The 18,576-nt window shown below is 41.0% G+C and carries 14 protein-coding genes; 8 read left to right on the top strand and 6 right to left on the bottom strand.

Annotated elements, in window-relative coordinates:
* Positions 1-15 precede the first annotated feature (15 nt).
* Together ileS and QXF67_01380 are read right to left on the bottom strand one after the other, a co-directional pair.
* On the bottom strand, positions 16-3,030 hold the full coding sequence (ileS, locus tag QXF67_01385) for an isoleucine--tRNA ligase (GenBank protein MEM3060170.1): 3,015 nt from the start codon (positions 3,028-3,030) through the stop codon (positions 16-18).
* A gap of 8 nt (positions 3,031-3,038) precedes the next feature.
* The gene (locus tag QXF67_01380; protein MEM3060169.1) at positions 3,039-3,389 is read right to left on the bottom strand and encodes a hypothetical protein; all 351 of its coding nucleotides are present in this window, start codon (positions 3,387-3,389) and stop codon (positions 3,039-3,041) included.
* A gap of 113 nt (positions 3,390-3,502) precedes the next feature.
* Here QXF67_01380 and QXF67_01375 point away from each other — a divergent pair, with 113 nt between their 5' ends.
* The 6 genes from QXF67_01375 to QXF67_01350 all read left to right on the top strand — a co-directional run bounded on the left by QXF67_01375 (position 3,503) and on the right by QXF67_01350 (position 8,754).
* Positions 3,503-4,465 (top strand): replication factor C small subunit, encoded by a 963-nt coding sequence (locus QXF67_01375; protein ID MEM3060168.1) that lies wholly within the window; start codon positions 3,503-3,505, stop codon positions 4,463-4,465.
* Between the two features lie 94 nt (positions 4,466-4,559).
* Positions 4,560-4,775, top strand: coding sequence for a hypothetical protein (locus QXF67_01370; GenBank protein ID MEM3060167.1), 216 nt, complete (start codon positions 4,560-4,562; stop codon positions 4,773-4,775).
* A gap of 88 nt (positions 4,776-4,863) precedes the next feature.
* On the top strand, positions 4,864-5,901 hold the full coding sequence (locus QXF67_01365; protein MEM3060166.1) for an mRNA surveillance protein pelota: 1,038 nt from the start codon (positions 4,864-4,866) through the stop codon (positions 5,899-5,901).
* Between the two features lie 11 nt (positions 5,902-5,912).
* A complete protein-coding gene (locus tag QXF67_01360; protein ID MEM3060165.1) occupies positions 5,913-7,685 on the top strand; it encodes a ribosome biogenesis/translation initiation ATPase RLI in 1,773 nt (590 codons plus the stop codon).
* A 20-nt stretch (positions 7,686-7,705) separates the two neighbouring features.
* Entirely contained in the window at positions 7,706-8,227 is a 522-nt protein-coding gene (locus QXF67_01355) for a DJ-1/PfpI family protein (protein MEM3060164.1), read from the top strand.
* Positions 8,228-8,262: 35 nt separating this feature from the next.
* On the top strand, positions 8,263-8,754 hold the full coding sequence (locus tag QXF67_01350; protein MEM3060163.1) for a hypothetical protein: 492 nt from the start codon (positions 8,263-8,265) through the stop codon (positions 8,752-8,754).
* 15 nt (positions 8,755-8,769) lie between these two features.
* Here QXF67_01350 and uvrC read toward each other — a convergent pair whose 3' ends face one another.
* The 4 genes from uvrC to uvrB form a co-directional block, all read right to left on the bottom strand.
* Complete coding sequence (gene uvrC / locus QXF67_01345; protein MEM3060162.1) at positions 8,770-10,377, bottom strand: excinuclease ABC subunit UvrC; 1,608 nt, start codon at positions 10,375-10,377, stop codon at positions 8,770-8,772.
* 78 nt (positions 10,378-10,455) lie between these two features.
* Positions 10,456-11,193: a VIT1/CCC1 transporter family protein gene (locus QXF67_01340; GenBank protein MEM3060161.1), complete on the bottom strand. Its 738-nt coding sequence runs from the start codon at positions 11,191-11,193 to the stop codon at positions 10,456-10,458.
* 87 nt (positions 11,194-11,280) lie between these two features.
* Positions 11,281-14,100, bottom strand: a complete 2,820-nt coding sequence (gene uvrA / locus QXF67_01335; protein ID MEM3060160.1) for an excinuclease ABC subunit UvrA — start codon at positions 14,098-14,100, stop codon at positions 11,281-11,283.
* A gap of 59 nt (positions 14,101-14,159) precedes the next feature.
* Positions 14,160-16,103 (bottom strand): excinuclease ABC subunit UvrB, encoded by a 1,944-nt coding sequence (gene uvrB, locus QXF67_01330; protein ID MEM3060159.1) that lies wholly within the window; start codon positions 16,101-16,103, stop codon positions 14,160-14,162.
* 107 nt (positions 16,104-16,210) lie between these two features.
* Here uvrB and QXF67_01325 point away from each other — a divergent pair, with 107 nt between their 5' ends.
* Positions 16,211-17,794, top strand: a complete 1,584-nt coding sequence (locus tag QXF67_01325; GenBank protein MEM3060158.1) for a PINc/VapC family ATPase — start codon at positions 16,211-16,213, stop codon at positions 17,792-17,794.
* A 160-nt stretch (positions 17,795-17,954) separates the two neighbouring features.
* Entirely contained in the window at positions 17,955-18,524 is a 570-nt protein-coding gene (locus QXF67_01320; GenBank protein ID MEM3060157.1) for an L-threonylcarbamoyladenylate synthase, read from the top strand.
* Positions 18,525-18,576: the final 52 nt, after the last annotated feature.

Here is an 18,576-nt window from a genome sequence, read left to right as displayed (position 1 = left end):
GTAAGTTGGTTGCCATCATAATCTTGTAATTCTGATGAGGACTATTTCTCCGTCTATTTCAAAACGAGAGGCGTTTTTTAGGTCTTTGGAAAACTCCAAAGAGGAAGCATTAACCTGAGTAGCAAGATGTTCTCTGCCCTCTTCAAGCATGGACCTGAGTTCGTTGCTACACGAGATTTCAAGCGATATCTTGTTCTTTTCGACGAGACCTAGTTTCTTGCGCTCGATCTGTACCCTCCTTGCAACTTCACGAATCATTGCTTCACACATAAGTTGTCTGGACATTTTTGTTTTTATATAAACAATTCCGTCATCAAAAGAAGATATGGCGTAGCCCTCTGCTGCCTGCTGTGCAACTGAGACCATTTCTTTAGTAATCTTGTATTTCTCAAGAACGAACATTCCATTTTTTAAAAGTTCGCTTTCTATTACTTCAGGGTCCGCTTTTTTAAGCTTATCAATTATCCATTGTGCATTTTGTTTGAATTCTTCATTTATCTTTTCGTAATTTATTGTCAATGAAAACGTTAGTGAATGTGGCTTTGCAAACGAAACCTTCTTTACATTAGCCATTTCGGATAATATCTGGGAAAGTTCTACTGTAGTGTCCTTTACCTCACTGTTTTCACTCCAGATAAGCATCTCCTCAAGCGGCCACCTAAGTTTTATTCCTGCTTTTTGTCGCGCGTGTGTGGCAGCCGCTATTATTTCTAATACAATGCTGACTCTCCGCTCTATAAGTCTATTTATACCCATATCATCTGCCGTATACCATGGCCGCAGATGCACTGATTCTTCTTTTTCGTACCTTCTGAAAAAATTTTGATATACTGCTTCGCAGGTGAACGGTATTATTGGGGAAGCCAACGTTATGGCACCAAGCACCGACCCATAGAGGTATGACAATGCCTCCTCGTCATCTCTTTTTTTGATAAGTTTGAGGTAGAAATGGCTGATGTCCTCAACTATAAATCTCCTGATAGCTTTTACTGCGTCGTGGATTCTGTATTCTTCAAAGGCTTCAGTACATTCTTTTGCAGTGCTTTCAAGCCGTGAGAGAATATAGATGTCTTCTGGTTTGGTAGGCTTTTTGAAAGGTATCTTGCTTTCAGGATAAAAACGCTGAAGATAGATGCCGAGGTTATAGAGGATTCCAACATCTCGCGAAGCTTCGCGTATTTCATCCCAAGAGAATCTCAAATCTTCCCATATTGTTGATGAGAGACACCATAGCCTAAATGGGTCTGCTCCATACTTTCCTATGATTTCTTCAAGTTGAACAAAATTTCCAAGAGATTTTGACATTTTTTCTCCTTTCTCATCTACAAAAAATCCGTGCATGAGAACTGAAGCGTATGGTATTTTATCTTTGAGGACAATGCCACTTCCAAGAAGAGAGTAGAACCAGCCTCGAATTTGGTCTTTTCCTTCTATGATGAGGTGGGCAGGATAAGGGTATTCGCTTCCCTCAAACTGAGCCCAAACTGCGTTGCCCGAATCAAACCAGACATCTAGAATATCTGGTGTTCTTTTCATCTTGCCTGAGCACTTCTCGCAGTCAAGCTCTATTTTGTCCAGCTTAGGCTTATGAAGATCATTGATGTTCACTCCAAGCTCTGCCAGCGAACCTATAACCTTAAAAGCGCTGCAATCTTTACAAACCCAAATAGGAAGCGGAATTCCCCAGTATCTTTGACGTGAAATACACCAATCTGGGGCAGCCCGAACAAAATCGATAAACCTAAGCTTTGCAAATGGAGGCTGCCATTTGCATTCTTCTATCTCTTCCAGCATCCTATCCTTGAGCTTGTTTATTGTTATGAACCACTGTTCAGTAGCTAAGTAGATAAGCTTTGTTTTGCACCTCCAACAATGAGGATAGCGATGCCTCATTTTTCCTGCATAGATAAGGCAACCGGAATTCTCCAAGTCAGAGAGTATTTCCTCTTCAACTTCATTTGTCTTCTTGCCGGCATAAGCCCCTGCTTGAGAGGTAAATTTTCCTGCAGAATCAAGCGGAGAGAATATTTCTATATCAAATCTCTTTCCTATTATGAAGTCCTGTGGGCCATGACCTGGTGCGCAGTGAACAAGTCCGCTTCCGTCTTCAACACTAACAAATTCGTCAGACAAAACGACTTTTCGCTCATATTCCTTCCCTATCTTCTTTTGTAGTGGATGTTCATATTTTAGTCCCTCAAGTTTTTTTCCAGAGAATTCCCCAATGATGATTGCTGAAGAATTGGCAAAAGCCATCACTGCATCTAATCTCTCCTTTGCTATTATCCAAATTTCTCCGTTTACTTTTGCTTTAACATATGTTAATGTAGGATGAACCATCACTGCCATATTGGATATGAGTGTCCATGGAGTAGTTGTCCATATGACCAAATATTCGTCTGAGTTTTGAAGCTTAAATTTTACGTAGATGCTTGGGTCGGTATCCTCCTCATATTCTAATTCATAGTTTGCGAGAGTAGTTTCACATCTTGCGCAGTATGGAAGCACGTATAGACCGCGCGACAGAAGCCCTCGCTCGTAAGCCCTCTTTATAGTTGCCCATGAAGATTCGATGTAATTGTCTTTGTAAGTTATATAAGGAGAATCAAAGTCCATCCATACTCCGCATCGCTCAAACTGACTACTCATTAGTGAGATATGGCGAGTTGCAAAGTCCCTACATTTGTTTATGAATTTTTCAACACCTACCCGCTCTTCTATCTCCTTCTTGGAAGTTATTTGTAGCTCCTGTTCCACCTTTACTTCTATGGGAAGGCCGTGGGTATCGTAGCCTGGCTGTGCGCGAACAGATTTTCCACACATGCGCTTGTATCTGCATACTGAATCTTTGAGACACTTATTCCATGCTGTTCCGGGGTGTATCTGTCCTGTGGCGTAAGGGGGGCCGTCACAGAAAAAAAACAATTCGTTATTTTTGTTTTTATTGTTTGACTTTTGGTATATTTTCTCCTTTTTCCAAAAATCCAATATTTCTTGTTCAAGAGAAATTTGATTGTGCATTTCAATCATGCCCCTATTCAAGATTCGACAAGGCGTGTTCTGCTAATCACGCTTATTGGTGGGAGGAGGAAGAATAATATAAATATGAAACCGAGGCTGGAAAAGGATAATTTTCCAAGAATGAGGATTGAGGAGGCTACAATTGCGAGGATGGATGATGCAGCCATAACTAACCCTGATTGTTTTGCAGTCAAGTTTTTTCTAAAAATGTCAAACATAATATAGCCACTGACCACACCACAAAAAGCCAGTGCGATTAACGCTATTCCTGCTTGATTAAAACCACCAGCTCCAGTTGTATAGATAAGCAACAACAGGATTGCTGAAGTAAGTAAAATAAATGCAAGATCCTTTTTTTTCTCGTCCATATTAGGCACCGCTGGAGCAACAACCTGCTATTCGTGTTGAGGTAGAGAGCTATGTTTATTTGGTCAAAACAACTTATATAAGGTTTGTCCCAAAAAAACTATTGCGCGATTTTATGGAAGAGATATTACCTTGGACCGAGAAGTATCGCCCAAAAACGCTTTCTGATATGATTGGGCAGGATTACGTTGTTGAGGCATTAAAGGCTTTTGTGAAAAGCCGTAATTTACCAAACCTCCTTTTTGCTGGGCCACCTGGAATTGGAAAGACAACGGCAACCATAGCACTTGCACATGATTTGTATGGAGAGGACATTTCAGGAAACCTTTTAGAGCTCAACGCAAGTGACGAGAGGGGCATAGATGTAGTAAGGGGAAAAATAAAGGATTTTGCGCGCAGCGTCGCTATACAGTCCGTCCCGTTTAAAATTATATTCTTAGATGAAGCTGATGCGCTTACTCCGGATGCGCAGCATGCACTTAGAAGAACGATGGAGAGATACCTTTCAGCAACGCGCTTTATCCTCTCGTGCAACTACTCCTCAAAAATAATAGAGCCACTGCAGAGTAGATGTTCGGTGTTTAGGTTCTTGCCTCTCTCAGATGATAGCATGCGCCGCATGGTTGAGAGAATATCTAAAAATGAAGGTTTAACGATATCAGAAGAGGCCATATCAACGCTTCTATATGTAAGTGGAGGGGATATGCGAAAGGCAATAAACGTCTTGCAGGGCGTTTCTTTCCAATCAAAAAAGATAACACCAGAGGCAGTTTATAAGATGGGCTCGCATGCACAGCCTTCTGAAATAAGAAAAATGATTGAAGCGGCTCTTCGCGGACGGTTTAGTGAAGCTAGAAACATGTTAGATGAGCTTATGATAAAATATGGAATGTCTGGAGAGGATGTAATCTTGCAAATCTATCGAGAGGTACCTTCGTTGCCAATTGCAGAAGAAAAAAAAGTTCATCTTGTAGATCGGATAGGAGAGTATAATTTTAGAATGGTTGAGGGTGCCAATGAGAGAATACAGTTGGAAGCGCTATTAGCTCAGGTTATGCTGATTGGAAAGAATCCTTGATTTTATGGAGGTAGGATTGTTCGCTTATCGAGAGAAAGGATTTTAAATATTCTCTATGGTATTTTGTTTTGGTATCTCTTTGGAGGTGTAAGAAATGGGAAAAAGAATTGGTTCTGAGAAGATAAATAGAGAAGACGGCTATCTTTATTATGTAGGGAAAGATGGCTATGTCTGGGCTTCGCCTATGAAACACAACAAAGGTGGGCGCAAGAAGAAAGTCGGCAACGAAAAGATTACACGAAAGTCTGGATACATGTACTATGTTGACAGCGCCGGGTATGTTTGTGAAGCTAAAATGAAGAACGCCTAACTTTTTGAGCTTATTTTTTAAGCGCTCTTCATTTTCTTTCTTTTTGTTCCTTCTTACTTTTTAAATCCTAAAAATTACAATCTAAAGGATGAGGGTTAACTATTCTCATATAAAAGAAGGAAAGATAAGAATAATTCCGGAAAATGCAGAGGACCTGTGGCATATTGGAAGTATTCTTAATATCGGAGACCGTGTATTTTCAAAAACTTGGAGGAGATTCAAGCCAACAGAGGATGACGCAGGAGAAAAAATGCCTGTTAATATAGAATTAGAGGCTGAAAAAGTAGAGTTTTCTGAAGAGCTAAATAGGCTGAGGGTTACTGGAAAAATAATTTCCGGAGAGCCTGAGGAATACGCGCCCCGTGGGCAATATCACACGGTAGATGTTGAAACTGGCTTTCCGATTGTTATACAGAAAGATTGGAAGGAACATGAACTTCAGAGACTCAAAAAAGCAGTGATGGACTCGAAGAAACCGAAAGTCATTATAGTGGTATTAGACAATGAAAAAGCGCTCTTTGCAACTCTCACCGGAAGAGGGGTACATTATGATTTTGAGATTGAGAGTAAAGCATCAAAACGGGATGAGCGCTTTGCAGAAAAGGAGAGAGAGTATTTTGACGAGATATTAAAAAAAGTCCAAGAAAGAAAGGAGGAGCGAATAGTTATAGCTGGACCTGGATTTACAAAAGATAATTTAAAGAAATTCATAATGCACAAAGACCCTCAACTTCTCAAAAAAATAGTGTTTGATTCTGTCTCTTATGCAGAAAGAAGTGGTGTTGAGGAGCTTCTTTCGCGAGGAGCAATATCAAAAGCGATAGTAGAGCATGAGATTGAACGCAACGCCGCAATTATGAATAAGTTTATGGAGCATGTTGGCCGGGAAGACGGCCTTTGTGCTTGGGGACTTGATGAAGTGAAAAGGGCAATGGAGTATGGAGCTGTTTCGGAGCTCCTTGTACTTGACTCTCTCTTGAGAAAAAGAAAAGACGTCTCGGAGCTTGTTGAAAAGGCTGTTTTGATGAAAGTTAACTTGCATGTATTTTCATCAGGCTGCAGCCCTGCAGAAAAGTTGGATGGTTTTGGTGGACTGGCTGCAATTCTTAGGTTTAGGATAGAATAAAGCTGATTTTCATGAAAAAGAGTCATAAAAGAATAGCTATAATAGACCGTTCTCTTTGCCTTGGAGCAAGATGCGGCTATGTTTGCATGAAAGTATGCCCTGGAGTAAAGATGGGGGATAAGACAGTATGGATAGACAACGAAGGTTTTCCTGTAATATCCGAGGTGTTATGCACCGGTTGTGGTATATGCCCTAAAAAGTGCCCTGTAGATTGCATAGATATAATCAATCTACCATCTGAAACTGGGACTCTCATTCACCAATATGGTGTTAATTCCTTTAGGCTATACAACCTCCCCATACCCCAAGCAGGCGTTTGTGGCATAATTGGAAAAAATGGTATTGGAAAGAGTACAGCTATAAAAATTATGTCAGGGAAGCTCTCACCGAATTTTGGGAACCTTAGTCAAAATGATGAAGAGAAAGGTCTTCCTCCTGATCTTCCACTTGCGATAAAAAATTATTTTTTGGATAAAAGAGCAAAGCAACTTGTAGTATCTTACAAGCCGCAAAATATAGATAAAATTCCGGATGTGGTTTCTGGGAAGGTAAATGAGATTCTAAAAAGAATTGACGAAAGAGGAAATTTTGAGGATGTGGTCAGGAGATTTTCATTGCAGGATATATTGGAACGAGAGATCAAAAACCTTTCTGGAGGCGAGCTTCAGCGCCTTGCTCTAGCTGCATCGTTACTGAAAGACGCTGATATCTATTACTTTGATGAACCTTCTTCTTATTTAGACATCGAACAAAGGATAGCTATTTCAGTTGCTATAAGAGAGGTTGGTGAAACAAAAAATGTGATGGTTGTTGAGCATGATTTAGCGGTGCTTGACTACCTGTGTGATTATGTGTACATCTTTTGGGGGCATGAGAACGGCTACGGCGTAGTCTCGAGCCTTAAGAGTGCGAGAAGAGGGATAAATGAATACCTAAGTGGAGTTCTTAGGGATGAGAATGTCCGCTTCAGAGAAAACGAGATACGCTTTTCTTTTGGAAGTGAATCTGAAAGAAAAGCAAGCGTTAAACTGGCCTATCCACAATTCCAAAAAAAATATCCTGGATTTGTTTTCTCCTCGGAAGCTGGGGAGATAATGGAAGGCGAAATCGTGGGAGTGGTAGGTAAGAACGCGCTTGGAAAAACACTATTTGCAAAGCTTATCTGTGGAATTGAGAAACCAGATGAAAAATATGGGGATTTACCCAGAGTCTCTCTTTCGTACAAACCGCAGTATTTAAGCGCAGATGCAAAGATGACGGTTAGCGAATTTTTCTCATCCCAAAAGCTTAATGCGCAATTCTTTGAGGAATGTAAAAGGAGATTGGGTATTGAACGCCTTATGCTAAGAAAGCTAACTCAGTTGTCTGGCGGAGAACTCCAGAGAGTTGCAATAACTTCGTGTCTTTCAAAAGAAGCTGAGCTTTATTTATTAGATGAGCCTTCTGCATTTCTTGACATTGAGCAGAGGCTTCAATTTTCAGAGCTTATTAGAAGCTTGATTGTGAATTCTAGTTCATCGGCTTTGGTTATAGACCATGACGTCGTTTTGATTGATTCGCTTGCTTCTCGTATTATAGTTTTTGATGGGAGGTCATCTGTTTATGGACATGCAAGTTCGCCGCAGTCAAAGATAAATGGAATGAACTCTTTTCTCAAGAGTATGGGGATAACTATGCGAAGGGATGTAGACACTCTTAGGCCGAGAATAAACAAACCTGATTCGATTATGGATAGAAAACAAAAAGAAGCAGGGCAATATTTTTATTACAAAAGCAAAAAATGAGTAAAAGGAGGGTGTTTGATATGAAAAAAGTCCTTTTTGTAATTGCTCCTTCTGATTTTAGAGACGAAGAACTGTTTGAGACTAAAAAGGCTCTGGAAAAGGTAGGCGTCGTAGATTCTGAATTGGCAAGCACAAAAAAGGGAGAAGCTGTGGGGATGCTTGGTAGAAGGACAAATGTTGATTTGCTTGTTTCACAAGTAAAGCTGGCAAATTATTCCGCAGTTGTTTTTGTTGGTGGCAAGGGAGTAGAGTCACACAGACTTGCAGAAAATCCTGATGTTTTAAAGCTTGCAAGAGAGGCTTACGCCTCCGGAAAGGTTGTTGGAGCAATTTGTATTGCTCCTCGCATACTTGCATCTGCCGGAATAGTTAATGGGAAAAAGGTTACTTCGTTTCCTGACAGCAAAACAAAGGAGCTTTTGAAGAATGCTGGCTCGTATTACACAGGAGCTTCTGTTGAGCGAGATGGCAAAATAATAACTGCAGACGGACCAAATTCTGCAACCATCTTTGGGGAAAAGATTGCCCAAGCGCTATCGTAATAAACTTTTATAAGTTGAATTGCCTTATTAGTTTTATGGTAGGTCAAACAAAAGACGACATGTGCTATCCTGACTTGGACGTAAAAAAATATGATCAGCGAGTATGGCAATTCAAACAAAAACCTTTTTTGGCAGTTAACGTATTACAGCTGTTTCACGTACCAATAAACTTAAAAGCAACTATAAAATACGCAAGCGAACAGATTGAAAAACACTCGCTTGGAGCTTCATCTCCGCAAATGATGCTTTACGGAATGGAGGGGCTTTTCTGGGGAAAGGTGCTTTTTGAAGTGCAAAAACCTCATCCAGACGATAAACAGAATGTTTTTCTCAGCGGAACTTTTCTGTCTAAGTCTTATGTTGGAGCGTATTCTGGGCTCTCTTCTGCGCTGTCTGAGCTTTCAGAACTGTGCAAAAAGAAGTTTTCAAAAACACCTACCGAGTTCTTTTTTTGGTATGTAAGTTGCAAAAAATGCTCTGGGACAGATTCAAATCTCAAGACAATAGTCTTTGCAAAGATTGAATAAATTAATTTGAATAAATCAATAAATATGTGGTTTAACGGCTTTTCGTCTCAAAGCGCGGTGGTAGGATAAACCAAATCTGTGAGCCTCATCCCGAGCGTAGATGAGGATTTTTAAGCCTTCGTTGTTCTTACCAAGCTTTATTGTTTGAGGAAAGTTAGGAGAGTATATAGCTTCCTCTCCTTTTGCAAGCGAGATGCAGTCTATATCCGTGCGAAGACGAGAGAGAGCTTCCATTGCTCTTTTAAGTTGCGATGTGCCGCCATCTATCAGGACAAGGTTTGGCATTTGAGCATTTTCCTCCATTAACCGCTTATACCGTCTAAAGATTATTTCACCTATCATATTTGGGTCGTCTTGTTTGGTTCCCCCTTCACCTGCAAAGCGTATTTTAAAGCGTCTATATGATGATTTCTCTGGTTTTCCATTAACAAAACGAACAACGCTCCCTACGGAATCCTTACCAAAGAGAGTAGATATATCAAAGCAATCGATAACCCGTGGAATTTCGCGGAGCTTTAGTGCCTTTTGGAGTGTAAGAAGCGCAGGATTGGTTTTTCCTGTTACTTCGGCTTCCACATTTTTTTTAAGGAGATTTAGTATATCTAGTTTCTCTCCTTTTTTTGGTACTAATAGTCTAACTTGCCTTCCGGCCTTTTTTGTCAGATACTTTTCCATTGCGTCAATACCCTCAAATTTGTTTTCTAAATAGATTGCGTCTGGAGTGTTGTCTCTTTCGTAATAGTTGCTTAGGAATTCTTCCAGTTCCTCTCCTTCTCTTGCCTCAAAGAAAAATCGTTCTCTGTCGCGGATTACCCCTTCTATCACTTTAAATATTTGGAGAGTTACTTTTCCGTTCACTGAAATATATGAGATGTAGTCTTCGCTTCCTGCCTTTTTGCGTTCAATCTTCTGTTTCTGGGAAAGGCCTTCAAGTAGTCGTATGCTATCCCTTAGAGTCATTGCCCTTTCAAAGTTTTTCTTGTCTGATTCTTTCTTCATCTCGCTTCGCATAGTTTCAAGTATCTTGTTAAAGGATTCGCCTTCCCCTGTAAGCACAGATTCCAATATTGATATACGCTTGAGGTAGTCCTCTTCGCTTATCTTTTCCTCGCATGGAGCTGTACAGTTTCCAAGATAGTACTGAAGGCAAGCTTTTTTTGGCAATCTTTTGCAGATTCTGACTCCGAACGCTTTTCTGAGCGTATCCGCAACTAAAATGCGCGCAGAACCTCGCGCGAAGGGGCCATACCATCTCCCATTGGGTGCAAACCGGCTTCTAATCCTTCTGCTGAGGAGAAGCCGTGGAAACTTTTCTTTTGTTATAACGATATATGTAAACTTTTCAGAACTCTTCAACTCGGTATTAAATTTGGGGAAGTAGCGTTTGATAAGGCTGTTTTCAAGAAGCAGAGCCTCAACCTCATTGTCTGTGATGATGAAGTCAACGCTTGCGCTTTCTTCCAAAAGAGTTGCGGTTTTATTGTCGCACTTGCGTGAAAAATAGCTCTTGACTCGCTTTTTTAGATTTCTTGCCTTTCCTACGTAAAGAACGGTTCCTTTTTTATCTTTGAATAGATAGCAGCCTGGCAGGGAAGGAAGAGTTATCTTGGATATATCTAACATTGAGTATCACCAAGGCCTAAAGAAAAAATTAACAGCATCCAATAATATTTTTGCGTAGGCGTATAAAAGAGTAAAGATTCAAAACCCAGCTACTCCCAAAACGGCACCCACACTATACCCCGCTATTCCTGCAATACCGCCTATAAGCATCATTTCAAGTCCATCATGGAGTAGCCTGCCTGTTGTTAGCTTGCCTTTTATTACTCCTGCTACAAATAAGACAAACAAGGAAAACAAAATAGATACCCAGAATGCTATGCTTGGTGTGAAATACGATGGCGATAATAAAAATGGGAAGAGAGGAATAAGGGAGCCAAAAAACGCTGACAATCCAACAACAACTCCTTCACGCGGAGGATTTATTTTCTGAATATCAGAGAAACCCAGCTCTTCTTGCATCATTACCTGTAACCAAAGATTTTTGTCAGAGGTGATAATGTCAGCTATCTTCTCCAAATCTTTCCCCTTAAAGCCCTTTTTGCGGTAGATTATCCTAATCTCCTCTTTTTCTATGTCGGGGAGATTCTCGATCTCCCATTTTTCAACTTCAAGCATCTTTTTGTAGTGGTCTTCCTCAGCTCGTGAGGAAGTGTATGCAACAGCGGCCATCGAAAGGGACTCAGCAAGAGTCGCAGCTAATCCTGCTATTATAACAAGCTGTGGATTTTCGGTTGCCGTAGCGACTCCGAGGACTATACCAAAAACGTTAACGAGGCCGTCCTGACCTCCTAGTATTATTTGACGCAGTAGTCCCCCTTTGTTTGATTCGTCCTCCTCTTCCATGTGTTTCTTTGTGATTGCTGTAAGACTACCCATATACTTTTTATACCCCGCAAAACTTTTTAGGCAGTTAACCTTTTAACCGGCCCTTCGTGCCATTTTTTGGCAGGCTTCAGGGCAAGATTAATTTTCCTGCAAAATTCTTTTTAGATACTGGCCAGTATAGCTTTTATTGTTTTTGGCAATCTCCTCGGGAGTTCCTGTTGCAACAATCTCTCCCCCTGCCTCTCCTCCTTCCGGACCAAGGTCTATTATGTAATCTGCTGTCTTTATCACATCTAAATTGTGTTCTATGACAATTACGGTGTTTTCCTTTTCTACAAGGCGCACGAGGACATCCAGAAGCTTTGCTACATCATCAAAGTGAAGCCCAATTGTTGGTTCATCAAGGATGTAAACGGTTCTTCCCGTAGGTCTTTTTGATAGTTCGTAAGAGAGCTTGACCCTTTGAGCTTCACCTCCTGAAAGGGTTGTAGCTGGTTGTCCAAGCTTTATATATCCAAGACCGACATCTCTAAGGGATGATAATTTATTTTGTATTCTGGGGATGTTTTGAAAAAACTGATATGCTTCATCTACACTCATTTCAAGAACATCTGCTATATTTTTTTCCTTATATGTAACCGAAAGAGCCTCTTGGTTGTATCTTTTGCCACCGCATTCCTCGCAAGGAACATAAATATCTGGAAGAAAGTTCATCTCTATTCTAACCACTCCTCCACCTTCACACTTCTCACATCTTCCTCCTTGCACATTGAATGAAAATTTTCCTGCTAAATAACCTTTCATCCTTGCACTTGGAGTCATTGCAAACAGCTCTCTTATCGGAGTGAATACGCCAGTATAAGTCGCGGGGTTGCTTCTTGGTGTTCTGCCGATTGGTGTTTGGTCGATGATTACAACTTTGTCTATGTAGTCAAGGCCCTCAAAACCGGAGAACTTTCCTGGTCTCTCCTTCTTGCCGTATATTTTCTGAGCCAAACCTTTGTATAGTGTTTCAATGATTAGAGTTGATTTTCCGCTTCCGGAAACGCCAGTAATGCAGATAAACGTTCCAAGAGGAAAAGACACGTCAATATTTTTTAGATTATTCTCAAGACATCCTTTAATTTTTAGGAACTTCGTGCTTTTTCTTCTCTTTTTTGGTATTGGAATGAAGAGGCGCTTTGAAAGATACTGCCCTGTTATCGATTCTGAGCGTTCTCCAATTCCCTCGGGTGAGCCTGCAAACATCACTCTCCCGCCATTTTCTCCTGCGCCGGGACCAAGGTCAATTATGTAATCGGCATTTTTTATGCATTCTTCATCGTGCTCAACTACTATCAACGTGTTTCCCATCTCTCTGATGGATTTGAGAGTAGATATGAGTCTTTCGTTGTCGCGCTGATGGAGACCGACTGTTGGTTCATCCAGAACATAGATTACGCCGGTTAGGTTTGAACCTATCTGCGTAGCAAGGCGTATTCTTTGCATCTCTCCTCCAGAAAGTGTGTCGGACGTCCTTGAGAGAGTGAGGTATGAAACTCCAACGTTTATAAGAAACTCAAGGCGGCTTTTTATCTCTTTGAGGACTGGTTCAGCAATTATCTTTTGGCTTCCATAAAGAGTGAGAGAAGAGATAAACTTGTAGCAGTCGCTTATTGGAAGTTCGCAAAGGTCAATTATTGATTTTCCTTGAATTTTTACATATAAAGCTTCTTTTTTGAGTCTTTTTCCTTGGCAAGCAGGACATGTTCTTTCTCGCATAAACTTTCTGATTTCCTCTCTTCTCCACTCTGACTTTGTCTCTCGATATAGACGCTCAAGATTGGGGATAACACCTTCGAATGAACCGTCAAACTCGTGTACGGTGCTACCAGTGCGCGAGCGCAATTTGTAGTGGAAAATCTCATCGCTGCCCCATAATATAATGTCTATCTGTTGCTTTGACATCTGTCCAAGAGGTGTAAAGAGGTCAAATCCGTATTTCTTTCCAACTGTTTCAAGCATCCCGCTTCTAATACTTGCTATGTTTGATTTCCAAGCCACTATTCCACCGTCCGCAATAGATTTATCAAAATCCAAAACAAGTTCTGGGTCAAATTCCATTTTTACTCCAAGGCCATGGCACTCCTCGCATGCGCCGTATGGCGAATTGAATGAAAAAGTACGCGGTTCTAACTCACCGATGGATACCCCGCAATCCGGACAAGAATTTTTTTGGGAAAAAAGCTTCTCCTCATCTCCTGCTTTTACTATTACCAGTCCGCTTCCATATAGAAGTGCTTTTTGAACAGCTTCAAATAGTCGCCCTCTCTCTTCAGGGTTCGATGCAACCTTGTCTACAACTATTTCTATGTTGTGCTTTTTGTTTTTGTCTAAGTTGGGGAGGATTGTCCCTACATCAATAATTACGCCGTCAACTCTTACTTTCTCAAAACCAATCTGTGAGATTCTTTCAAAGATTTTCTCGTGGACTCCTTTCTTCCCTCTTACAACTGGAGCGAGGATTTCGACCTTCTTTCCAGAATAGGAAAAAAGGATAACGTCTGTGATGGCATCTGTTGTTTGTATTGTGATTTTCTTTTCACACTTGGAGCAGTAAGGCTCTCCAATTCTTGCATACAAAAGACGTAGATAATCGTAAATCTCAGTAATCGTCCCAACCGTTGAACGAGGATTGGAGGGGGGAGACTTTTGCTCTATTGAAATTGCTGGGGAGAGACCCTCTATAGAATCCACATCAGGCTTTGACATTATACCAAGAAATTGACGAGCATAAGAGGATAGAGATTCAACGTATCTTCTTTGACCCTCTGCATAAATAGTATCAAATGCCAGTGTGCTTTTTCCACTCCCAGAAATTCCTGTAATGACAGTTAAGGAATTGCGTGGGATTTCGAGGTTTATATTTTTGAGATTGTGCTCTCTTGCACCTTTTATGATTATCTTGTCTTGCTGCATCTAAACTCGCCTTTAAACTTACTAAAGATTACATAAACGTAATTATTTGTTGGTTGCTTTTACATCCTTGCCATTTTTCTTTTGAGTTCTGTTATCTTATCTCGGAGGTCTATTGCTTCTTCAAAATCAAGCCTTTCTGCCGCTTCGTTCATCTTTTCTTCTAGGATGATTATCTGACGTTTTATCTCAGCTCTGCTTACTCTTCTTTCTTTCTCTTCAAACTCAATCGTTATCTGTACAGGGATATCTTTTACAATGCTCCTTGGAACAATATTATTCTTTTTGTTGTATTCTTCTTGCACTCGCCTTCTCCGATTAGTTTCAAGAACTGCTGCCAAGATGGCTGGCGTTTTTTTCTCTGCATACATTATGGCAGTTCCATTTACATTCCTCGCAGCTCTTCCAATGGTCTGGATAAGACTTGTCTCGTTTCTGAGGAATCCCTCTTTGTCAGCATCGAGAATAGCAACGAGGCTCACCTCAGGAATATCCAATCCCTCACGCAGGAGGTTTATTCCTACAATACAGTCGAATTCGCCTAATCTCAGCTGTCTTATAAGTTGATTTCTCTTTAATGTTTCTATTTCTGAATGCATGTATCTTGCGCGAATTCCGGCTTGGATAAGTCTCTCTGATAAATCTTCAGCCATCCTTTTTGTAAGTGTCGTTACCAATACGCGCTCGTCTCTATCTCTCCTTAATTTAATTTCGTGGATGAGGTCTTCTATTTGGTTGTGGGTGCCTCTCACCTCAACATAAGGGTCTAGGAGGCCGGTTGGTCGAACAAGTTGCTCAACTATCTGGGAGGAGTGGCTCTTCTCATACTCACCCGGGGTTGCGGAAACGAAGATTAAGTCGTGATTAGAAACCTTTTCTTCAAACTCCTCAAACTTGAGCGGCCGATTATCATATGCTGAAGGGAGCCTAAATCCGTAATCCACTAGGTTTTTCTTTCTCGTTTTGTCTCCTCTGAACATTCCATGAAGTTGAGGTATAGTGACGTGGGATTCATCTATAACTATTATTGCGTCCTTAGGGAGGAAGTCAAGCAGAGTATATGGAGGTTGACCGGGGCTTCTTCCGTCAAAATGGCGTGAATAGTTCTCAATTCCGTTACAGTACCCCATCTCCCGTATTAGTTCAATATCATATTTTGTGCGGGTGCGCAATCGATGAGCGCAAAGTTCATCAAGTTCTGGAAGGCGCTGCTCCAGCTCAAGTTCAATTTCACGAAGTGCTCGCTCTTTTGCAGATTCTGGCACCAGGTAATGTTTGGCTGGAAAAAGAAGAATGTCCGATTGTCTTTGAATAACATTCATATTGAGAGGGTCGAGGATGGAAATTCTTTCAATTGTTCCGTCGTTAAGTGATAACCGCACGATTTCGTCAGAGTAGCCTGGAATGATATCAATTGTTTCTCCCTGGACCCTAAATTTACCAGGAGCAAGAGCGATATCATTTCGCTCGTATTGCATCGCAATAAGTCGAGCAATAAGTGAACTTCTTGGTGTGTCCTGTCCCACTTTTAGAGCTAAACTCATTTTTCTCCACTCATCCGGAGAGCCGATGCCATAAATACAGGAAACCGTAGCAACTATGATGCTCGGCCCTTCAGTCATGAGATGAGCCGTTGCATTTAGCCTCATTCTTTCTATTTTTTCATTTATCTTTGCGTCCTTTTCGATGTAAGTATCCGTTTGCGGGATATAGCTCTCCGGTTGATAGTAATCATAGTAGGAGACAAAATAACCTACCTTATTTTTTGGAAAGAACCCTTTAAATTCAGAATAGAGTTGGGCAGCGAGAGTTTTATTGTGTGAGATGACAAGCATGCTACGATTTGTTCGATAGGCTACGTTTGCAATTGTAAACGTTTTTCCAGAGCCAGTTACTCCAAGGAGAGTTTGTTTACTTCTTCCATCAAGTCCCCTAACCAACTCTTCTATTGCCTTTGGCTGGTCTCCGGTTGGTTTGAAGTCAGAGCGAAGGGAATAATGCACCATAGGGGTTTTAATTTTGATTTTTGAGATAATAAATTTTAGCTAGGGTGCGGTCCGCAGGTAGGGGGTTTTTAAGGTATATGAGATTTAAAGTGAATGGGTGCTTTTAGATGCCTGAAGTTTTTGTATGCGACACATCAGTTATAGTAAACGGAAGAATAATAGAGCTTGTGCGCTCAGCTGGACTTTCAGGAACGTTGGTTATACCTGCAGCTTCGATAGCTGAGATAGAACATCAGGCTAATTGTAAGAGAGAGGTTGGATTCGCTGGTCTTGCGGTTTTAAAGAGGTTAAGGGAGATTGGAGAGGAAACGGGCATTGTAGTTGAAATTCGAGGAGAGAGACCAGACCCACGAAGTATTGAATTTGCAAAAAAGGGAGAAATTGATGCGCTCATAAGAGGACTTGCAAAACAGCTTGGGGCAGTTTTGATTACAGGGGATACGGTTCAGGCAGAGATTGCGAGGGTAGAGGACATTGAAGTCATTTATCTCAAAGCTCGAGAGCAGGTCAGTGAGCTGGCTTTTGAAAAATATTTTTCAAATGAGACAATGTCTGTTCACTTGAGAGCCGGAGCATGTCCGATGGCGAAGATCGGAAAGCCGGGAAATTTTCGTCTTGCTAAAGTGGGGGATCAAAAGTTAACAACAAATGATATTCGCAGAATGGCAACTGAAATTGTTGAAGCAACCGAAAGAAACAAGGAATATTACTTAGAAATAGACCGAGAAGGGGCAACGGTAATTCAGATGGGTAAGTACAGGATTGTAATCACTAAACCTCCATTCTCAGATGGGTTTGAGATTACTGCTGTTCGACCCATACTAAGCAGAAAACTTGAGGATTATGATATGAGCAAAAAGCTCCGCGAAAGGTTGGATGGAACTGCAGAAGGAATAATCGTATGTGGACCACCCGGAAGCGGTAAAAGCACGTTTGCCGCTGCTCTTGCTAACTATTATTCTTCGTGTGGAAAAATTGTAAAAACCATGGAGTCTCCAAGAGACCTTCAAGTTGGTGACGAGGTTACTCAATACGCACCGCTTGAGGGCAAGTTTGAGCTTACAAATGACATAGTGCTACTTGTGAGACCAGACTACTCCGTATATGATGAAATGAGAAAGAGTGATGATTTCAACATTTATGCAGATATGCGGATGGCTGGAATTGGACTTGTTGGGGTATTGCATGCAAACAGGACAATAGATGCTGTCCAGAGATTTATCAATAGGATTGAACTTGGGATGATTCCACAAGTGATAGATACCATAATAATGATACGGGGAGGGGAGGTAGCTGAAGTCTATTCAATGGAGCTAAAAGTTAAGGTTCCTACCGGAATGACAGAGGAGGATTTAGCAAGACCAGTAATTGAGGTAAAAGATTTTGAAACTGAAAAGTTGAAGTATGAGATATACAAATTTGGAGAAGAGACAGTTGTTCTTCCTATTTCTGAAGAGATGGAAAGGAGAAGTCTATCTCGTCGAATTATAGATGAAGATGAAGTGGCTCGAAAGCTTGAGAAGCTATTAAGTGGAAGGGTAAAGGGAGGTTTTGAGATTGAATTTCGTGGAAACCGGGTGATAATTGGTCTAAGACGGAAGGATATACCAAAAATTATAGGCAAGAAGGGAGGGGCAATAAAGGAGCTTGAGAAAGTCATTGGAGCAAAAATTGACGTCAGGGAGAGGTAAAGCAAAATGTGGCTTACATTAAAAACGGACAAAAACGGCATGGGTATGTTTTTGGTTAAGTGTTAGGAGAGGAAATGGAAGCGTACGAATGGAGAGTGACAGTCGTTTGTTATGTCAAGTTCTTGCATTTATAAGGAGTCTTTTAGTTGGATAGAGAGATATGGTCGTGGTATCTTTTCTTAAGGAACCTCGGAGAGCGGTGCTTCAGGCCGCGCGTGCGGTGTTGACGGGGAAGCTTATCGTTTATCCGACAGACACTCTTTATGGGATAGGATGTGACGCAACGAATACTGAAGCAGTGAGACGGGTTTATGAGGTCAAGAGGAGGGACAGACAGGCGCCATTGTCAGTTATGATGGCAGACATCAAGATGATTGAGGACTATTGCATAGTAGACGATAAACAGATGCAATATTTGAGAAAGTACCTGCCGGGCCCATATACTCTTATACTTAAATGTAGGACTGGAAGAGAAATTCCTGCATCAGCCAACAGGAAGCTTGGCGTTCGAATCCCAAAACATGCCTTCTGTGAATTACTTCTAAAGCATTGTAGAGTGCCTGTTGTAACTACAAGCGCAAATATCAGCAAAAGAAATCCTCCTGCCTCTTTTAATGACATTGAAAAAAGCATAATTGAATCCGTTTCAGTAGCAATTGACTCAGGACCATGTGAATATGGAAAGCCGTCCACGATAATCGATCTTGTAGAGGGGCGTGTTATTAGATAATAAAAATATCTCATCAGATAAATAGAGACAGAGTCAGATAGTTTGGTGTGTT

The organism is Candidatus Anstonellales archaeon (assembly GCA_038869735.1).
Classification (GTDB): domain Archaea; phylum Micrarchaeota; class Micrarchaeia; order Anstonellales; family CG1-02-47-40; genus JAWCQO01.
Note: the sequence above shows the minus strand (reverse complement) of the source record. Positions and strands in the feature narration are given on the sequence as shown.

Bases quoted from the DNA above. Each gene is read 5' to 3' on its own strand.
- ileS (MEM3060170.1), bottom strand. From the start codon at position 3,030: ATGATTGAAATGCACAATCAAATTTCTCTTGAACAAGAAATATTGGAT.
- QXF67_01380 (MEM3060169.1), bottom strand. From the start codon at position 3,389: ATGGACGAGAAAAAAAAGGATCTTGCATTTATTTTACTTACTTCAGCA.
- QXF67_01375 (MEM3060168.1), top strand. From the start codon at position 3,503: ATGGAAGAGATATTACCTTGGACCGAGAAGTATCGCCCAAAAACGCTT.
- QXF67_01370 (MEM3060167.1), top strand. From the start codon at position 4,560: ATGGGAAAAAGAATTGGTTCTGAGAAGATAAATAGAGAAGACGGCTAT.
- QXF67_01365 (MEM3060166.1), top strand. From the start codon at position 4,864: ATGAGGGTTAACTATTCTCATATAAAAGAAGGAAAGATAAGAATAATT.
- QXF67_01360 (MEM3060165.1), top strand. From the start codon at position 5,913: ATGAAAAAGAGTCATAAAAGAATAGCTATAATAGACCGTTCTCTTTGC.
- QXF67_01355 (MEM3060164.1), top strand. From the start codon at position 7,706: ATGAAAAAAGTCCTTTTTGTAATTGCTCCTTCTGATTTTAGAGACGAA.
- QXF67_01350 (MEM3060163.1), top strand. From the start codon at position 8,263: ATGGTAGGTCAAACAAAAGACGACATGTGCTATCCTGACTTGGACGTA.
- uvrC (MEM3060162.1), bottom strand. From the start codon at position 10,377: ATGTTAGATATATCCAAGATAACTCTTCCTTCCCTGCCAGGCTGCTAT.
- QXF67_01340 (MEM3060161.1), bottom strand. From the start codon at position 11,193: ATGGGTAGTCTTACAGCAATCACAAAGAAACACATGGAAGAGGAGGAC.
- uvrA (MEM3060160.1), bottom strand. From the start codon at position 14,100: ATGCAGCAAGACAAGATAATCATAAAAGGTGCAAGAGAGCACAATCTC.
- uvrB (MEM3060159.1), bottom strand. From the start codon at position 16,103: ATGGTGCATTATTCCCTTCGCTCTGACTTCAAACCAACCGGAGACCAG.
- QXF67_01325 (MEM3060158.1), top strand. From the start codon at position 16,211: ATGCCTGAAGTTTTTGTATGCGACACATCAGTTATAGTAAACGGAAGA.
- QXF67_01320 (MEM3060157.1), top strand. From the start codon at position 17,955: ATGGTCGTGGTATCTTTTCTTAAGGAACCTCGGAGAGCGGTGCTTCAG.